A 17,938-nucleotide genomic window follows, 5' to 3' on the forward strand; every position below is an offset into this window, starting at 1 on the left:
GGACCATAATGGGACGGCTGGCTGATCTGACCCGTAGGCTGTCTTCAAGACGTGGTATCGCAAGTCTGACCGGGGCGTTGGGGGCGGCTGTCGTCGTTTCGGGCTGTGTCTTCGACAAGCTCAAGACGCAGGACTATGCTGGGTTTGAGACTTACAAATTCTGGCAAACGCCCGGCCTTGGGTTTTGCAGCGATCCGGAACAGGTGTTTTCGGCCGGGCTGACGCGCGGGTTAGAGGGCGGGATGCGTTTTTCGCACTCCAATCTTGTCTTGGTAAGCGACGACCCAAGCCAATGCGACAACGGCATCAGCGGGGAATTGGGGTGCTATGAGCCCGAGGCACAGCCTGACCGGCAGCTGACCCGACAGGAGGCCACGCGCGTGTCGGAGGTTTTTGCCAAGGTCGACTATTTCAAACGACCCGACCCCATTTGCAAAGATCTGGCCATCGACCCCTGCGTGATCGAACGTCATGCCTGGGACGGCGATGAATACAGCGACTACCTCTGCGGCGCGGACCGGTTAAGCGACGATGAAAGCAGCGAGATACACAAACTTCTGTCCGATCTGAAGTCTGGAAGCTGAGCTTGCCCAGTTAATGCACCTGACATGTTGCGGGTGTGGCGAACATTCCGACAACCATCACATTCGCAGTGCCCGACTGCGTATCAATGGTAATGGCAACGTCCACCTTCGATGTTGGGTCGGCTTCATTTTCCAGGGCAGTTCCGAAAAAGGACACAACAGGTCCGGCGTTGAGTGTGGCGCTCGCCAGACCTGTCCAGCAACCGGAATACGCGCACCAGCTGATATCTTTCTGATTCACTCTGATATCCATCGGGGTGTGGTCCGGGCTGGCGGTACACACGCCATCCGAACAGCTGATTTCGAACTCAGTGTTGCGGCAGTTCCATGTCTCGTCTGCATCACCCGCGAAGGCAGGGCCAGCGCCCATGAGAGACAGGGGCAAGATCAGATAAAATTTTGAACAACGCATGTGGTTCCTTCCTGTGTTGATGTCGTCGTTTTGCGGCTGCTCGCTGTCACCGCTTGGCTTGAGGCACCCAATGCCATACGCAGGCGTTTTTGCTTGTCTGCTCACCCTTTGCGGGCCGTGCGTTCAATCCTCAGATATGTGCGCAGGATCAAATGTAAATAAGCGCAGCGATCAGCGCCGGAACGCCCAGTGCAATGCAGAAGGCCGCCAGGCCGTACCCGACGACGCCTGAATCACGCACGACATCCGGCTCGTTCGGATCAACCAGCATCACCTTCTGAGCCCCAAGTTCAGGGCGTGTGGGAGTCATATCAAACGCGCGCGCCTGCACCATTTCGCCAGCCGCCGGCCTGTATTCGTAGACCGGCAGATAATCGGTTTGGGGGACGCCATCTTCAAAGGTCTCGTGTATGCCAATATCGACCACCGTCATGGAGACCCGTTTGGCGTTACCCATGAACCGGCGCGTTTTGACGAACATCCAGATGCCGACGGCGATAAAGCCCGCTGGAATGCCAAAACCTATCAGGTTGGCAACCGCATTCAACCAGTGTGGAACATCTTCGCCCATCGCGCCTCCTCCGTACCGTTGCCTAGCACGTGTTCTGATGTCCTGTCATCGGTATGTGGCGACAACATACCGAGTTGACGGATCCAGCCTCGCGACAGAAACTAGAGAGGCGACCTTGGCGGGCAAAAGGAACTCAGCGCAATCGCGGACCTTTACGTGCCAGTTATGAGCTGGCGAATGCTCCCCCGCCTGAACAGTCAGTCACACTGCTCGTACGAGTTTGGCCCGCAGATACGCCCATCAACCCAGGTCGCGCCGACAAGGGCCACAAGCCTAAAGACCACGGTCTCGAAACCAAGAGCGCCAGTCAGGTTTACGTGAGCAAGTGTGGAATCGATAAATTCTGCGCCGGACAGGTTCGCGCGTCGCAGGTCTTAATACAAAAAACCAAATGGGTCATGGTGGGCGACGACAGTACAGCCACTCCAATCAACACCCGGGCCGGGCGGGTCATCAGACGCGGCCTCAGCCGTCGATGTCATGGCGAAAGACAAACCCAGCGCCAGACAGGTGGCACGGATACTTTGACGGATCACTGTGTGGACAGACAACCCCCCTCAGTTGCGCGCGCCGTCCGTCCGGTCATGCATTTGGGGGAGAGTAGCGAGGCTTTGTGGAAATTGATACGGGCTTGCCCAGAGTCAACGCCTCGCTGCCGTTCTAACACGAAGTCAGGGAAGCTGTAGACGAACGCCGCCCAAGAATGCGAGAGTGAGGAAGCGCCCTCGGATCAGGAGCCCCGAATGAGTCATTCCATCAAGACCTTGGCAACTGGCGCATGCTTGTCCGCCTTTTGCCTCGTGCCGGCCTATGCCGACGGCGTAGACGAGATGTTCACCGCCGATGGGCACTTTCTGGGCGAACTGGAAATCGTCGGCGATGTCGTGTTGCCATCCGGGGAAGAGATGACACTCTTCGAGATGCGTGACCAGCACCTCAAGATCTACGTTCATCCCGACGCGGCCTATGTGACGATGGATCCGAACAATCCGATCTTCACACAGCAAACGCCTTTCTACGGGAAGTGGATGAGTACGGCCTCCCCCGATTACCTGGATTATCCCGTCTGCAAATGGAACATGACCGACGAGAACGGCGAGATCCAGACCGTGCATGGCAGCATCCACTGGTGGAATACCGGCATTGGCTCAGACGGCTACAGCCTTGCCTTCAACCTCGACTTTTCAACCTGCGACGATCTTCCGTCGCCATGGGCATATAGTCGCGCCGGTCTTGAATTGGCGGGGCTGGGCGGGGTGCCCCATAATGATATCCCACCACAGGATGAATACAGCATCGCGGAGGCCAACGGCGAGACCTTTTGGGTGTTGCTCACTGATGCCGGGGCACAGCTGACCTCCGATAACGGGTCAGAGCAGTTCGATATGAGCGCGGATTGCTCCGCCTCAAGCGCCAAGCGCGGCATTGGCAACTGGGGATGGGCCAATGGCGGGTTCTTCGTTGATTTCAACTCGGCCAGTTTTTCCTTCCCGCGCATGGATGCACCGGTGGAAGACGGGGGCCGCTGCCGACTGTAAGCCGCGCGTTGTTACTGAACTCCGCCGGTGATCATGATAGTTAGCTTCGTACCTGCGACGCGAGCAACGCGGAATGTAGGCACTGGGCATGCCAGCGAAATGAACTTTTTTGCTTCATTAACATTAACAAAATGGGGTGATGACGCGCTGTCGATCGCGTGTCATCGAGGTCTTTTCTTGCCGTCATCTCCAGACTTATCCACCCGCTGCGTGGGCCGACGATAACAGCATTGCCTTCTTTTATGATGGTTGTAACAGAAACCCAAGGCCCTTCTCAACGGAGGACCATGCGCGGTTTTCGTCACGATATACGATACCGCACGCGCGCCCACCGGCTCTTTGGATCATCGTCGCGAACTGCGCGTCTCTTTCGTTGACGAAAAGCCACGCCGAAGAATTTGTTAGATCAGAGAGTCCATATGGCTTAGGTGTTTAACTTCACGTTTTGATGGTGTGATCCTTTCGTTGAAATGGAAGGAAACATTATGGGCCAAGTTCGTCATGGCGGCGCCACGACCACGCACGCTGTCCGAGCAGCAATACAGCGATCGCAAGCTTCGACCTCGGAGTTAAGCCGAGAGCTTGGGATCAACCACAAGACAATTGCAAAGTGGCGTAAGCGGCAAACTGTCGAAGATCAGAAGACTGGGCCGCGGCAGCCGCGTTCAACTATTCTCAGCGAAGAAGAGGAAGCCATGGTCGTCGCATTACGAAGGCACACGTTGCTTCCGCTGGACGACTGTCTCTATGCCTTGCAGCCGACGATCCCACATCTCACACGCTCTTCCCTGCACCGGTGTTTGCAGCGTCACGATATCTCGCGCCTTCCAGACATGGATGGCGACAAGCCAAAGCGGCAAAAGTTCAAGCGCTACCCAATCGGCTTCTTCCACATCGACATTGCCGAAGTCAGGACCGAAGAGGGCAAGTTATTTCTCTATGTGGCAATCGACCGGACCAGCAAGTTTGCAGTCGCCCAACTGGTTGAGAAAGCAGATCGGAAGACGGCGTGGGAGTTCTTGGAGATGCTGCTAAAGGTCGTTCCCTACCGCATCCACACGATCCTGACCGATAATGGCATCCAGTTCGCCGAGCAGCCGAGAAACCGGAACACAGCCTATTCCCGGCCGATGCGGTTCGATATGATCTGTGAAGCCAATGGGATCGAACATCGCCTGAACAAACCCAACCACCCATGGAGTTCCGAGGGTCAGAAAACAATCCGGGGGATTGTTTTCCCTAGGGACGGTCAGGTTGAAAGGATGAACCGCACGATCAAGGCCGCCACGGTCAAACGGTATCACTACGACAGCCACAAACAACTTCTTAGCCATCGCGCGGACTTCCTAGACGCCTATAACTTTGCGCGTCGCTTGAAGACTCTCAGCGGGCTAACGCCTTACGAATACATCTACAAAATCTGGACATCAGAGCCAGATCGCTTCACCATAAATCCGATCCGCCAGATGCCGAGACTGAACACCTAACCATAACGGTGGACCAATTCAGATGGGGAGATTCAGCACGGCGCAACAAAAATATTGATAGATAAACACTTTCACCTCACACTTGAAAGGATGGGGTTCTGCTTGGGAACGCCACTTTGGAAATGGGAGAGCCTGAATGCTTAGAAGAAGAAGTCGCAACAGAAACGCGCTGAAAATTTTGTTCTTATCCGTAGCGTTTACTGTTACTTTCAGTCAAGTTACGTTTGCCAAACAGGTAGAATATCTTCTTTCGGTGCTCACCGCAGACGAAGACGGCGCAGCCACGGATCATACCGTTAAGGCAACCATCATAGGGACAAATGGTAGCACTAAGTGGTTTGCATTGGACAACCCCGGCAGCGACGATTTTCAGCGAGGGCAGTGGCGCTACTATAAATTTACAAGCCAATCTTCCACAAAATGGCGAACGGAGGATATTGGCTGGCCGACTAACCTGAAGCTCAAATTGGAACAGGACGGAACAGGTGGTGACGTCTGCATAGACCAACTGATCGTAAATTACGCTATCGATGGGAAACATATCGACAGCGTTCATTTTTTGGGTTTTGGGCCTGACGATGTAGACTCGAGAACCTGTTTAGGTGATGACGAGCCTTTTGCCGACGACAGCGGCGGTGCTAAGATGGAACGCACCTATACAACATGGAAAAAGATGCCTGACCGTGTTGCTAAGATGCTTAGTAAGGAACCTCTTCGTGAAGGCGTCAGTTGGGAATTCATTTGTGGCCCTCAAGCTGAATCATGCAAGATTAAACAAACAGAAACTGTGACCATAGGCAAAAGTGTGGCGTCGGGATGGAGTGAATCGACACAAACCTCCGTTGTTCGCACAATTGAACATACTATTTCAAACACCTTCAAAACCGGCGGTGGTAATACAGGAGCGCCTGAAAGCGAAGTCGCTACAAGTTTGAGAAATGAACTTTCTACTTCTTTCACCGCGTCAACTGCACGTACCGGTTCGGACACCGAAAATATTACAAGGACCATTTCTAGAGAACTTACCTGCGACCCACCCCAAGGAACTGGCTTAAATGTATATCAGTTTGCTTTCCTTGTTCCCTTTGGAGCCGAACAGATAAAGATGTACCAGTGCAGATTCTATTGCGGAGAGCCACCTACCCGAGCTACCACCATTTCTGCCGCGAGTACATCATGCCTGAAGCCGAATAAGTGAAATAAGTCATATCCCAAAGACTTTCGCCTATAAGCTTTCTCAATAGACCCGGGACTCTTATAGCTTTTGTTCTGGTTAACACAGTCAATTGTGGGCGGCTCCTTTTTTGCAAGGGACTTGTTCAGCGATTTTTGATCGAAGCAGGTTGCGGTCATTTGTCCGGCCTTTGTGCGCGGTGCATTTGACCGCTGGCCCTGATGAAGTCCGCGTATCGGGTCCCGATCAGAAGATCGGAATCTGAGGTCCAGACAATGCCTCGGGGTGTCCCGGTAGCGTCTACCTTCGATCATCATCACTCTCTATTGCCGTTGCATCTTGTTACGACGCTGCATTCGCCATCGTGTTTCTCCTTCGATCAATGGTCCACCAAAGCCCCTGTATAACCGTTGGAAGCGCTGGAGTGATATAGGCGTCTTTGCCCGGGGGGCTAGCTGAACAAGACCCCGACAACAAGACCATCTCAATCGACGCCACCCACCTGAAAGCACATCGTTTGGCTTCCAGCCTGCGGTAAAAGGGGGCGTGGACGCCTGATTGGGCACTATGAGATGGGCACATCGGAATTACATCGAACCAGCATCATGTTGGTAACCTAGGCGTTGACCACCGACCGAAGCGTGTACCGGAAGGACCTCAACCGAAAGCCGCAAGATAAAGCACAACAGACAAGACGAACCAAAAGCTCCGCTTTGGCGGTTTAAGTCGTTTACCTAAAATCCCTTGACTCGGACGGCACCGTTACCGAAGTCCAGACCCTAGAAATAGGTGGCTAGACAGGTTTTTGCGCTTTATAAATTTTACGATGCGGATAATCGTGTAAAGGCTAAGACAAATGAAGTGCCTCACTCTTACTATCGCCATCTACCTTGGCTTTTTCGTGGGAACAGCAAATAGTCAGTCATCTCACCTTCGCGGGGAAATGGTTTGCCGTGTTGTTTCCCAGAACCATCTTCTGCAGATAGATGGTAAAACTTATAAGCAGACTGGAGTTATTGAAGAGGTTAAATCTGGAGATACACTGATTTTTGAATATTCTTACGCTGGTGGGATGTTTAGTTCTGGTTTGGTGGATGTGAATAGAGGCTATATTTATAAATCGCTTTTATTCGACAGAGCAACTTTAAGCCAAAACAAGCAGTTCCCAAAACTTCCCCTGATTACTGATACTGATTTAGGAGTCTTTGGAGAAGATAGAATATCTCTTGGTTCACTCTACGGTGATAGTCTTGAAATGAGACGTTACCAGAAGTCGGACTGGCATGGCCTATTTTCTCGTATTGATTTTCCAATAAACCCACTGGGCTCACAGTTGATGCATGATTTAATCACACTGGACTGTCGGCATGTCGTTGGGACAAGTAGCGTTAATGAGCTGTATAAGGTATTGTTGGAGCGTGAGCAGTAATTTTTTAATTTGAGGGTCTTTTCGCGCTCAGTGGAAGGTGTTTCGAAATTAATCCGGATTGGTTGCCAAGCGACACAGATAATCGATTTTCATATTACACTCACACAATCCACTGACAAAGCTCAAGACCAGCTTTGGGCCCTCCTTGACATGGCCAATGTCAGCAACGCGTGGTTCTCACCCATTCACGTGTAGCCGAGCATCGGTAGAGTGGGCTCTCCCCCGGCATTCGCTGTACTCGACCGGAAGGTGCGCTGTCGGGAAATTGCCCAACCTTGCAAACTCCGCTTCCTGCCCTTGGTGACAGCCCCAGAATCATGGTCGTGACTTCGGTTCAATGAATGGCTGCTTTCGTTACGCTGTGGTTTGATCCTCGCACCTGCATAGAACGACCGCCATCCGCCCCTCTCGTCGGATTTCTGCGGATGCAATCATGTCTCGAAAGGGCTCACAGCTGACCTCGGATGCAGCGCGGCATTCTTATTGTCAGGGATGCCAGGCTGGGCAAGGTCGGCCCAGAGCTGCCGTCCAGCAGTAGCGCCGGCGCCGCACTGCAGCTTCCCGAGACAGGCCATTCATGCATTGTGCAGCATTATGAGAAGTCGAAGGTCGGCAGGGCGGGACAAAGCTGATGCTCAGCGTTCAATCCCGGATGACAGCTTTCAGAGACCGGTTCATCGCGAACAAGCGAACAGATTGACCACCGCCGGAACCCGCACCACACCACCTTCGTCGAAATTTCCGAAGGCGGCCCTCACCGCCCTTTCAATCGCCAACTCGTCATCCTCGGTCCCCTTGTGTGCTTTCATGATCCGAGCCGCGGGACCGACCTTGCTGGCAGCACGCGCTGCGCCGGCAACCCCATCGGGCGGTGTAAGCATAAACTCTACTGGACGCGCCTCGATATTGGAGAGGCCTGCCTGAAACATCAGGTCGGCTACTCGATCACAATCCTGAAATGCGGTTGGCCCGGGTGCGGCAGGGTCCCCTTTCGGAAGCGATCCCAGCCTCTGTTCCGCCGCACGTGCTGGAACTGAGAACCAGGGGTTCTCGGCCACCGATGCCCAGCAAACAAACACCATTCTGCCATTATCGTTCAGTGCCTGAGACAGGTTCCCAAGCGCAGCGACGGTGTCGGAAAAGAAGCTCATGCCCAATCTCGATACCAGAAGATCGAAGGGTCGGCGGGAAAAGTCATGTGTTTGGGCATCGGCCAACAGGAAAGAGGCATTCTGTATGCCTTCCTCCTTCGCCCTGCTGGCGGCGCGTGCAAGAAGTGGCTCTGAGATGTCCACCCCAAGACCTATGCCGTCCGGAACGCGTCGGGAAGCTTCAAGGGTGCTTGCTCCGGTTCCACATCCTATGTCGATGATACGGTCCGTTGATACAATGTTAGCGGTATCGAGCATCATGTCCAACATACCGGCCATCGCGGCATCCAGAGCATGCTCGTGTTCAAGCCATTTCAGGCCCGCGGGGGAAGCCCAATACTCTACCTGCACTTTGTTTGCGACCATAAAATGCTATCCCTGTTTGGGTCAGTTTAGCATTCATTCATGGATCGCGCAGAATATTGTAGAATCGGGCTCGTAGCCGTCGATCGGTGCGATGTTTATGAAGGTCCGTGTCCTTAAGAGCGGTCGCAGTCCACAGCCGCCAAATAGGTCCGGACTGCGGACTTTCCTGCCTTTTGATTTTCGATGGGTCGCTCGGTGAAAACAGTTGAATACCCTGCTCAAGTGCCCTTGGATGCTGGGTTTTTGTCGCCCAACCTTGGCCCGACGGTCTCAAGCCAACTAATAAATGCAGCGACCGCCGGACGAGGTTTCCATGGCGGCGTGACGATGAAATATCGAGACATGCTAGTGATAGCAATGGGAGCGATTTTGAGCGTTTTTGCTTCAACTTGAGATCGTACGTCGATTTCGGATTCAACCACCAGCCCCATGCCCTCTTCTGCTGCGCGGATTTCGAGAGACGGGTCGCCAATCTCCAAGGTTCTGATGGTGCTCGTGTCGATGCCAGATTCTTCTAGTGCTTCTCGTTCCCAAAGACTGTCGCTCGGAATCAGCCAAGGAACTTCATCCCAATTGGTTGCGGGGTTATCGACCAGCGAAGGTGCCGCAAAAGCCCGAGTTGGACTTTCTATCAACAACCGACAGTTTAGGTCTGGCCAGTTTCCGTCACCTGCTCGGATAGCGATATCGAAGCCTTCAGCGATAAGATCAATAGCCTCGTCAGTTGGAGCAAAAGAGACTTCGATTCCCGCAGCAGTACTCCAAAAATCCGCGATCTTGGGAAATATGACTGCCTCGGCAAAAAAGGCCGTGGTCGTCACTCGCACTGGTCGGTTCTTGTTTTTCTCTTGAAGGCTTTCGATGCCTTCCGCGATTGCGGCAAACCCATTCGCCAATGCCTTCGCAAGTTCTTGCCCATCAGACGTCAGGTTCACACCTCGCGTGGAGCGTTCGAGCAATTGCATTCCAATAAACTCTTCCAAGACGCGGACCTGTTGCCCTACTGCGGCGTGGGTTACATTGAGCGATCGAGCCGCCGCGGAAAAGCTCTTTTTCCGCGCTGTAGCCTCGAATGCCCGAAGCGCGGTTAAGGACGGTAGCTTTGTCCAGTCTAATGTCATGCTGAAAGATCACCTTTCATTGTGATAGTATTTTTGACTCTCAGATTTGCCAGAATATTACCATAATCAAATTCAAAATCACACATAGATGGAGAATTGCGATGATGGCTCCGAACACTGACCTGTTACGTGTAGTTTCAAAGTACGACACCAGCGGCCGCCCGCGCCCGGGCCATTTCCCGAGCTACAGAGTGCCATCAGAAAAGAAACGCAGGGGTTTGCGCCGTGGCTTGGTTACTCTGTTCCAATTCTTCCTGACGTGGACCCGACCTAGAAACACGCTGATGGAGACCGGTCATCGGTAACAATGTAGGGGTATTATTGCGGAGGTAGGCCAAAAATCGTAGTGGCTCCGCCAAGAGTTTCGTGAAGTGCTGCTCGCTTCGCTAACGAGAACGCTATGGGCTCACTCCTGCCCTTAGCTACGCCCGGCACTAAGGTCCGTTGAGCGGACGAAGCCGCCGTTAGCCGCAACACGGCATCGGCTGGCAGTATGAATGAGCGTTCAACAGACGAGTTACCATCCGCGAGAAGCACCTAAAGAGCAGAAATCGGCCAGTCCCACCTATGCTGTCACAACTAACCACCGCGGTTCTTTCTGAGGCGCGGATGTAGTCCTTAGCGGATCAACGAACCAGCGCGCGCTATTGCGAGTCGCAATGACTATTAAGGAAGTCGATGGTTGCACGCAGCACCTGTTCATTCGCAGGATCGCTCGAAGAGAAAAACGTGCTCGAACTGTCAACTTCAAGGAATTCTGCGTCGGCAATACCAGCTGCGACTTTCCGTCCTTCGGTAGCGGGGTGAATCGTGCACATACTGGCATGCACAACCAAAGTCGGCGCGCGCACCTTTGCCAAATCCTCTGTGACATCCAACTTGTCGATCAGATCTCGCTGAAACAACGCATCTTCGGTATTACTTGCATGCGCAAATAGCCGAATGAGTTCTGTCGTTTCTTCGAAGGACGCCATGGGCAGCACCATGGTTGCCCAAGCTCGCATAAATCCATTGTCCGGGTCGCCCCAGCCGCCGCTTTTTAATAGCGCAATAAATGGATCATGTTCTGCATGGGTTGGCGCAGATTCGCGCAAGGCTCTACCGCGTGCGTAGCCATTATGCAGAACGAGGCAGGAAATGCGTTGGGGTTCGCGCGCGGCCAAACGGATGGCAACCGCTGCTCCCTGAAGTGTGGCAATAACAGGGAAACACTCCAGGCCTGCCGCGTCCGCGACGGCGATCATGTCGTTAACATGGTCGTCCAAAGTGTCACCGGGTTTGATGGGTTCTGAGAGGCCAGCCCCCCTTACATCATAGCGGATCAGCGAATAATTCTCTGCCAGCGCCCGGAGGCCGCGGCTGAGTAGCGTGCTGGACCAGTCATGTTCGAGATGTGACAGATGATGCCAAGCGTATAGCACACTTGGGCCATGGCCAGCCTTCGAGTAGGCGATCCCTGTTCCGTCCTTCGACTTCGTGTAACGAATGGTTTGTTGTAGTCGCGCTGGAGCCTCTTTGTTAGTGGCTTCCTTTACCGAAACCTGCGCAACCATTTTAAATCCCCGGCGCATGACCGTCTGGATTATTTCCTGATCTTTGCCGTTATCGCCCACGGCCGTACGCGCCGCATTTATACGTGCACTAATCGTGGCCTCTGAGACGATGCGCCCATCCCAAACTTCCTCAATCAGGCGATCTTTAGTGACTAGGGCGCCGGAGTTTTCCGCCAGTATTCTTATGATATCAAATACTTGCGGCTCAACCGGCACGCTCAAGCCATCACGTGTGAGCGTATGGCCTCTCACATCCAACGTGTTTCCGGAAAACGAATAAATCATGGGATCAGCCTGGAAGTGACGTGCCCGTGTCAGGATTACCCATTGTCTTATCGGGAAAATTTCCATTTCCCAAGCGCTCCCTTGATGCTTGCCTAGACGTCGAGAGTTTCGGTAGCCCAAGATCTCGCAGTGCCTGTGCCGCGAATGAGCCAGCTGAGACGGGCCACACACAAGTCTATTGGCTGGTCGACAGGTTCGATGGCGATCAGGTCCCAAATGAAGCTGAAAAAGAGGCTAGAGTTAATACATGAACGTTCAACGCCTCCTTCAGGCAGGCGCCTCTTAGCCAAGGCTCGCGAGCGCGTCTCCTTCGGGCTCGAAGAAGGTCGGCTTCCCGCCCGGCTGCTTTGTTCACTCACGGCCCGAAGCTGCCGTTCAGACAACCGGCGGCGAATGACCGGAGAGAGCCCGAAGGAGACTTAGCCGTCCGGCGCCTGCTTGGCCGGGCGGAAACGCGATCCACGGGCCGCCTGCTCTTGACCCAGATCAAGGCGTAGCCGAGAACCGCTCTGCATTTTCGAAGAAACCTTTGTATGGGGCAGGTCGATTTCTTGCCGACCGGGAACTGGTTTTTTGGGAGGGGACGATGTGCAGGCGATACCTACTTGCCGCTGCTGCTCTCGCGGGACTTCTTGCGCCTCACCTCGCTTGTGCTCAGGCGGCAATCGAGGAACGGATGAGATCCGGGCAGCCGCCCTTGGTGATCGCACATCGCTATGCTCAACTAGACGGTGCACCGGAGAATTCGCTGGCTTGGCTCGGCGCCGCGATCGATCGCGGCATCGACATGGTGAAGCTCGATGCGCAGCTTACCGGCGATGACCAGTATGTGCTGATGCACGACGCAACCCTGAACCGCACGACCGATGTCGAGCATGTCTTTCCCAATGGCGCGCCGGGCGGACCGACGCGCGAGAGCCGCGGTGGCAAGGACTTTATTGGCGACTACACGCTAGGTGACCTGGAGCATCTTCGGCTCACCGACGGCACCGACGGTTTCGTTCACGCCATTCCGATGCTCGAAGACGCCCTCGACTTGGCGGAGGGGCAAATCTTGGTCCTGCTCGACCTGAAGCGGTACGATGCGGCGACCATCATCCCACTCCTGCAAGGATACGACGCTGGCAGCATGCTGCTATTCGGGATCTATTATTACGATGCGACGCTTCTTTCTGAAGTTGCATCTGCAACTGGGCTCGATACCTATATCTCGATGGAGCGCACGACAGACTGCGTAGCCGATCTCGACAAACTTGCAGTGGGTCAGAGCGGGCATTTGGCGGTCATTCGCGTCCCGGACAGGGAAATGACGACAGAGTGCCGCGCTAGGGCAGAGGAACTGGGCGTCCGGGTTGCAGGCAGCGGAGTTCATGACGGCAAGGATTCGGCGCTGGGACGCGGCGACGCGTCGGATTGGCAGGCAGCTATGGGCCCAGGCGTGTCGGCCTACATGACTGGCCAACCGGATATGCTCATGGAACTGCTGGGGCGCTAGCCGCCGGTCACCGTGGGTTCTTTCGAGTTGCGGTCTGGCCGCTCACCGGGGCGTTGAACGAAGGTTTACGTTCGGCCGGTCAGCGCTCGATCAAACGGCATCAGGGCGCAGCATTGAGGCGAACTTTAACTTCGTTCGCTGGCCTGCTGCCCGCCGCAGGCGTGGCAGACGGCTGCTATTGAAAGCAGCGGACCTTCGACAACGTTGCAGCGATAGACCGCTTGGAGCCCATTCTGTGAATTTGGTTTTCTCGCTGCGCGCGCACGCTTCTTGAGAAGTACGGTGCGGGAGCCAGATCACCCTGAATGGTCATGCAGCACTCATGCGCTCACGCTCGCGTTGTACCATGCCAAAAAGGTCGCGCGGGTCGTCAGGATCGGCGACCATGTCCAGCATATGGCAAAAACGGCCATTCGAGACCTTGTCGCGTAGCCAGCGCAGAGCGGAAAAATCTTCGATGGCAAACCCGACGCCATCAAACAGGGTAATCTGTTGCGCGTCATCCGTACGACCCGGCTTTTCGCCTGTCATCACCTGCCACAATTCAGTTATCGGAAAATCCTCGGGCATTTGCTGAATTTCACCCTCAATGCGGGTCTGTTCCGGATATTCAACAAATACGTCCGAACGCATAACGATATCGCGGTGCAGTTCGGTCTTTCCGGGGCAATCGCCTCCGATGCCGTTGATATGCACGCCCGCCCCGACCATGTTGTCGCTGAGCACCGTGGCGTTCTTCTTGTCCGCAGTGCAGGTGGTGATGATCTGTGCACCCAATATAGCCTCTTCAGGAGTGGCGCATTTTATCACCGTCATACCCGACCCCGCCAGATTGCGTGCGCATTTTTCGGTCGCCTTCGGATCGACGTCGAACAGGCGCACCTTAGAAATGCCACAGACCGTTTTCAGCGCCAGCGCCTGAAACTCGGCCTGCGCGCCGTTGCCGATCATGGCCATTGTCGTGGCTCCCTTGGGAGCAAGGTATTTCGTCGCCAGGGCCGACGTCGCCGCCGTGCGCAGAGCGGTCAGGATCGTCATTTCGGCAAACAACAGCGGATAACCAGTGTCGACCGAGGCCAGCACCCCGAAAGCTGTGACGGTTTGGAGACCGTCCTTCATGTTCTTGGGGTGCCCGTTCACATATTTAAAACCGTATTCGATACCGTCAGACGTGGGCATCAACTCAATTACACCTTCATGCGAATGCGAGGCCACGCGAGGCGTCTTGTCAAACAAAGGCCAGCGGCGGAAGTCTTCTTCCAGATAGGTTTCAATTTCCGCAATACAGGTTTCGGTCCCAATCTCGAGGATCAATCGCATCATGTTCTGGACGCTGACAAAAGGGATCAAGGCAAGGTCGGATGCCGACATGGTAATATTCCTTGGGATAGTCAGCACTAGTGGCCGATGATCTGACTGAGAAACGCCTGCGTGCGTTCGTTTTGCGGGTTGTTGAAGAAAGCACTGGGTCCGTTTTCTTCCACGATACGGCCTTGGTCCATAAAGATCACACGGTTGGCCACCGCTTGGGCAAAACCCATTTCGTGGGTAACGCAGAGCATGGTCATGCCCTCTTCGGCCAATTCGACCATGGTATCGAGCACCTCCTTGATCATCTCGGGATCCAGCGCCGATGTGGGCTCGTCAAACAGCATGATGCGCGGTTTCATGCAAAGCGCCCGCGCGATGGCCACGCGTTGCTGTTGACCCCCCGAGAGCTGGCCAGGGTATTTTCCAGCTTGATCGGGGATTTTCACCTTCTCAAGGAAGCGCATCGCCGTTGCTTCGGCTTCCTCGCGTGGGGTCTGACGCGCCAGCATTGGCGCGAGCGTACAGTTTTCTAGGATAGTCAGGTGCGGAAACAGATTGAAATGTTGAAAACACATTCCGATTTCCGAACGCACCTTGTCGATGTTCTTGAGGTCCGAGGTCAATTCCACCCCGTCGATCACAATGCGGCCCTCTTGATGCTCTTCAAGACGGTTGAGACATCGGATAAGCGTCGATTTGCCCGAACCCGAAGGCCCGCAAATCACAATCCGCTCGCCACGCCGCACTTGCAGATCAATGTCATGCAGCACTTGGAAAGCACCATAGAATTTACTCATTTTTTCGATCTCGATAACCACCTCTTCGCTAACGTGCATTTGGCTGTTGTCGATATCGCGATCTATCGCAGTGGCAGACATCGCGGTGCTCCTTCCAATGTGAATGATACGCTGTTCGCCTGAAAGGCAACTTGCGCCAAATAGGGTGAGGTCATTGCGGTCGCCAGCGCGTGATAATCAACGCGGAACCGAATTTCGTCGCCAACAGCCAGACTGGTCGAACTGGTGGTGTCGACAATCAGATGGTCGCTGGAATATCCAACGATCGAGACGCCGTTGATGAGCGGGCACAGACCGCCGATCTCACAATCAACCGCCCCAACGTTCAGCACTCCCAGTCTTCTTGGCTCTGTCAGCTCAACATCAACCTGCTGACCGAATGCATTGCGCCCACGCGCAGCGTACGGTCTGGGGGCCTTAAGTTTGTGCTCGATGATCTGTGCCACCAGATCGAAACAGTCACCGCTCATACGGGCTAGCGGATGCCCGTAGGCAGTCTCGCGCCCCAGTAGAAGGCTTTCTCCAAGGCGCAGGTGATTGATTTTGCTTGGTAACCCTTGATTCAACATTAACGAAATTGCGCTCGAGTTACCCGCAGAGACATAGCGTAAGGGGTGTCCAATCGTGGCTTCAAGCTGATTGGCCAAGGCGACAAGCTCGGCCATATTGCTCTGATCTGGCAACACCCCCAGATTACAGGCCAAATTCGTGCCGATACCAATGATATTGGCGTTTTCCGTGGCCATGACGGCACGGCCAAGACTGGGCAGGTCCTCAGGCGGAACCCCTTCGCGTAAATCACCCAGATCGACCATAAGAACGACCTGACAGCATTTTCCCAGTTCGGCTTTGGCAGTGGCAAGTGCGCGGATCGTTTCAATCTCGGAGAGCAGGAATATGTCAGCCAACCGCGCCGCTTCGGCCACTTCGACCATGGCGGGCGCGCGTAGCAACATGACCGGCACGTCAATGCCACCTGCGCGTAGCCGCGCTATGTTGTCGAGGCGTGCATCCGCCAGCGTGCGGATACCGTTGTCCAGCATGAGGCGAGCAATGTCCGGGTTGCCACCGATGGCCTTGGTCACGCCAGATACCGCAATTCCATGCGCGGCACATAACTTTGCCAAATGAGCAAAATTCTGCTGCAGAGCATCGGTGTCAAACTCGACGCGCGGTCCAGATATTGTGTTGATATCAAGCATCGATCTGATCCAACGGAAAAACTGGACGCCGCAGACGTTCATAGTGTCGACGCGTCACATCGGGGGAACACAGGCCCCCGGCATCGACGACCAGCACCTCGCTGGCGATTGGTTCAAAAGCCGCGCGGAAATGCTGCATGGATTTCACCACCAGCACGTTTTTTTCCATCGGCTCGATCCCGACACAGCGAAACTGGTTCAGATCGTGCATCTGCAAGGCGTTTGACGTTATCAACACGTCAACGCCTGCAACTCGGAAGCAAACGCTCGGCCCCATATCAGCAGCCACGCCCGCCAGCATCGGCCCCTTAAATGTTAGGGTACCGTCGGAAACCGCCCGCACTTCGCCAGTCAGTTCCAGAGGGCCACCACCGGCCGATGGATCGCTTTTGCCTCCAACGCTTAGCGTCACAACACCGCCAACACCCGCTTCGCTGAGCGTTTCGGCGGCTTGAGCATCAATCAGCGCGCCGAGGGCTGCATTCTCAATCCCCGCCTCCAGCAAGGCAGACAGGAGCGCCGTGCAATCGCCATAGCCACCACCCCCCGGATTGTCAGAAAAATCCGCAACCACAACCGGTTTGCTCGAGAGTTTGTGCCCCTTGAGTTTAGCTATCGCCTCGTCCAGAGACATCGGAAGCGTCCAGTCATCGCGAAAGCTCCAGATCAAGTCGCACAACCTGCGCGCCGTTTGCGCGGCTGCGGCTTCTGCATTGTCATGGCACACCAAAACGCTTGGCCCCGCGGCGAAAACATCGGAATCGGTAAAGCCTGCGTTGACAGAAACGTGCAAAAGCCCTGGTGCTTGAGCCTCCTCGGCAGCAGCCTCAAGTACGTGGCACATGGGGCCATCATCGGTCGTGCGCCCGTCGTCGCAACCTAGGAGCATGGGCGGGCGGTCAACTAAGAGGCTCGGCTTGATCTCCCCCCCCATCGCCCGGTGCAACAGATCGCAGGCCTCACCTGCGCGCGCAGCCATATCTACATGCGGATAGGTGCGATAACTGACCGCGATTTGCACATGTTCGGCAAACTCGTCGAAGATATTCGCGTGAAGGTCCAAAGTCGCTGCCACGGGAATATCCACGCCGATCGCAGCACGGATCTCGCGCAGGAACTGGCTCTCGCCGTCTTGATCCGTTTCCGTCACCATGGCGCCGTGCAGCGCGATGAACACCCCGTCAAGCGGACCGCACTCTGCTAGCAAACGCCGTGCTTCGTCCGTGATTTTACGTCGCGCAGTCTCACACACGGGACCACTCGGGTTGGCATGAGCGGCAAGGATCGGCACGACGTCCCAACCCATGCGCGCGGCAGCACCGATCGCACCGCCAATTTCGGAAGTCGTGTTGCGCAGTTGCTCCAGCATTTCGGCCCCGCGCACATAACGCGAATTCTGAAAATCCTGAATGCCGGTCGTTTTCACCGTGAACGTATTGCTCTCATGGGCAAACTCGATCAA

Annotated in this window: 16 protein-coding genes and 1 pseudogene; 7 read left to right on the plus strand and 10 right to left on the minus strand. The window is 54.9% G+C overall.

Annotation, left to right across the window (positions count from 1 at the left end; all coding sequences use genetic code 11):
* Positions 1–8 precede the first annotated feature (8 nt).
* Positions 9–584 carry a hypothetical protein gene (locus MGEO_RS07710; protein WP_085636153.1) on the plus strand — a complete coding sequence of 192 codons (576 nt, stop codon included), beginning with the start codon at positions 9–11 and terminating at the stop codon, positions 582–584.
* Positions 585–594: 10 nt separating this feature from the next.
* Here MGEO_RS07710 and MGEO_RS07715 read toward each other — a convergent pair whose 3' ends face one another.
* The 3 genes from MGEO_RS07715 to MGEO_RS21925 form a co-directional block, all read right to left on the minus strand.
* A complete protein-coding gene (locus MGEO_RS07715; RefSeq protein WP_143746246.1) occupies positions 595–1,101 on the minus strand; it encodes a hypothetical protein in 507 nt (168 codons plus the stop codon).
* Between the two features lie 43 nt (positions 1,102–1,144).
* Positions 1,145–1,567, minus strand: a complete 423-nt coding sequence (locus tag MGEO_RS07720; protein WP_085636155.1) for a DUF3592 domain-containing protein — start codon at positions 1,565–1,567, stop codon at positions 1,145–1,147.
* Positions 1,568–1,764: 197 nt separating this feature from the next.
* The gene (locus tag MGEO_RS21925) at positions 1,765–1,938 is read right to left on the minus strand and encodes a pentapeptide repeat-containing protein (protein WP_143746251.1); all 174 of its coding nucleotides are present in this window, start codon (positions 1,936–1,938) and stop codon (positions 1,765–1,767) included.
* Between the two features lie 372 nt (positions 1,939–2,310).
* On the opposite strand from MGEO_RS21925, the gene MGEO_RS07725 reads away from it, so the two are divergent.
* The 5 genes and pseudogenes from MGEO_RS07725 to MGEO_RS07745 all read left to right on the plus strand — a co-directional run bounded on the left by MGEO_RS07725 (position 2,311) and on the right by MGEO_RS07745 (position 7,195).
* Complete coding sequence (locus MGEO_RS07725) at positions 2,311–3,105, plus strand: hypothetical protein (protein ID WP_085636156.1); 795 nt, start codon at positions 2,311–2,313, stop codon at positions 3,103–3,105.
* Positions 3,106–3,590: 485 nt separating this feature from the next.
* Positions 3,591–4,592: an IS481 family transposase gene (locus tag MGEO_RS07730; RefSeq protein ID WP_085636157.1), complete on the plus strand. Its 1,002-nt coding sequence runs from the start codon at positions 3,591–3,593 to the stop codon at positions 4,590–4,592.
* A gap of 136 nt (positions 4,593–4,728) precedes the next feature.
* Complete coding sequence (locus tag MGEO_RS07735) at positions 4,729–5,790, plus strand: PLAT/LH2 domain-containing protein (RefSeq protein WP_085636158.1); 1,062 nt, start codon at positions 4,729–4,731, stop codon at positions 5,788–5,790.
* Positions 5,791–6,111: 321 nt separating this feature from the next.
* Positions 6,112–6,359 (plus strand): annotated as a pseudogene (locus MGEO_RS21675) (IS5/IS1182 family transposase); the annotation flags it as partial.
* A gap of 263 nt (positions 6,360–6,622) precedes the next feature.
* Entirely contained in the window at positions 6,623–7,195 is a 573-nt protein-coding gene (locus MGEO_RS07745; RefSeq protein ID WP_085636159.1) for a hypothetical protein, read from the plus strand.
* Positions 7,196–7,869: 674 nt separating this feature from the next.
* On the opposite strand, the gene MGEO_RS07750 is transcribed toward MGEO_RS07745, so the two are convergent.
* The 3 genes from MGEO_RS07750 to MGEO_RS07760 all read right to left on the minus strand — a co-directional run bounded on the left by MGEO_RS07750 (position 7,870) and on the right by MGEO_RS07760 (position 11,737).
* Positions 7,870–8,712, minus strand: coding sequence for a class I SAM-dependent methyltransferase (locus MGEO_RS07750; RefSeq protein ID WP_085636160.1), 843 nt, complete (start codon positions 8,710–8,712; stop codon positions 7,870–7,872).
* A 218-nt stretch (positions 8,713–8,930) separates the two neighbouring features.
* Positions 8,931–9,833 (minus strand): LysR substrate-binding domain-containing protein, encoded by a 903-nt coding sequence (locus tag MGEO_RS07755; protein WP_085636161.1) that lies wholly within the window; start codon positions 9,831–9,833, stop codon positions 8,931–8,933.
* A 644-nt stretch (positions 9,834–10,477) separates the two neighbouring features.
* The gene (locus MGEO_RS07760; protein WP_085636162.1) at positions 10,478–11,737 is read right to left on the minus strand and encodes an alpha/beta fold hydrolase; all 1,260 of its coding nucleotides are present in this window, start codon (positions 11,735–11,737) and stop codon (positions 10,478–10,480) included.
* Between the two features lie 634 nt (positions 11,738–12,371).
* Here MGEO_RS07760 and MGEO_RS07765 point away from each other — a divergent pair.
* On the plus strand, positions 12,372–13,166 hold the full coding sequence (locus MGEO_RS07765) for a glycerophosphodiester phosphodiesterase family protein (RefSeq protein ID WP_158090988.1): 795 nt from the start codon (positions 12,372–12,374) through the stop codon (positions 13,164–13,166).
* A gap of 309 nt (positions 13,167–13,475) precedes the next feature.
* Here MGEO_RS07765 and MGEO_RS07770 read toward each other — a convergent pair whose 3' ends face one another.
* The 4 genes from MGEO_RS07770 to MGEO_RS07785 are packed head-to-tail and all read right to left on the minus strand — an operon-like array spanning position 13,476 to position 17,938.
* Positions 13,476–14,537 (minus strand): ornithine cyclodeaminase, encoded by a 1,062-nt coding sequence (locus tag MGEO_RS07770; protein ID WP_085636164.1) that lies wholly within the window; start codon positions 14,535–14,537, stop codon positions 13,476–13,478.
* A gap of 26 nt (positions 14,538–14,563) precedes the next feature.
* Positions 14,564–15,355 (minus strand): amino acid ABC transporter ATP-binding protein, encoded by a 792-nt coding sequence (locus MGEO_RS07775; protein ID WP_085636165.1) that lies wholly within the window; start codon positions 15,353–15,355, stop codon positions 14,564–14,566.
* Positions 15,337–16,476 carry an alanine racemase gene (locus MGEO_RS07780; RefSeq protein ID WP_158090989.1) on the minus strand — a complete coding sequence of 380 codons (1,140 nt, stop codon included), beginning with the start codon at positions 16,474–16,476 and terminating at the stop codon, positions 15,337–15,339. Before MGEO_RS07780 ends, MGEO_RS07775 begins: the two co-directional genes overlap by 19 nt.
* On the minus strand, positions 16,469–17,938 hold the full coding sequence (locus MGEO_RS07785; RefSeq protein ID WP_198948092.1) for a M81 family metallopeptidase: 1,470 nt from the start codon (positions 17,936–17,938) through the stop codon (positions 16,469–16,471). Before MGEO_RS07785 ends, MGEO_RS07780 begins: the two co-directional genes overlap by 8 nt.

The sequence above is a fragment of the Marivita geojedonensis genome, from assembly GCF_002115805.1.
Taxonomy (GTDB): domain Bacteria; phylum Pseudomonadota; class Alphaproteobacteria; order Rhodobacterales; family Rhodobacteraceae; genus Marivita; species Marivita geojedonensis.